The sequence below is a fragment of the Bradyrhizobium sp. Kon56 genome (assembly GCF_055807635.1).
Map to the genome: position 1 here is coordinate 1 of NZ_JBVVOU010000424.1, position 270 is coordinate 270.

1 protein-coding gene is annotated in these 270 nt (G+C 62.2%); it reads left to right on the plus strand.

Features of this window, described 5'->3' with window-relative positions:
• Positions 1–270: hypothetical protein (locus AC0L3B_RS39535; protein WP_473383255.1), on the plus strand; the 270-nt coding region annotated here is incomplete at both ends.

The following is a 270-nucleotide window of genomic DNA, read 5'->3' on the forward strand; positions in this document are numbered from 1 at the left end:
CGCTGTTATCTTCGACCGAACGGCAGAACAATCGGCGTGAGCGACTGGTCATCCTGACGCCGCGAGTGATCGGCGATCAGTCTGACCCTTCGCGCTATCTGCCTCAGGATGATCAGGTCCAGTTGCAGGCCGCGCTCAAGCCTTTGGCACGGCGCTACGCCCCGCATCAGCCAGTGATCAACCGCAGCGATATCACCAGCACCCTGGCCCATCTGGTCAGTGGCGAGGTGCCCAAGACGTTCAAGGCCGAGCCCATGCCACTGGGGCTGA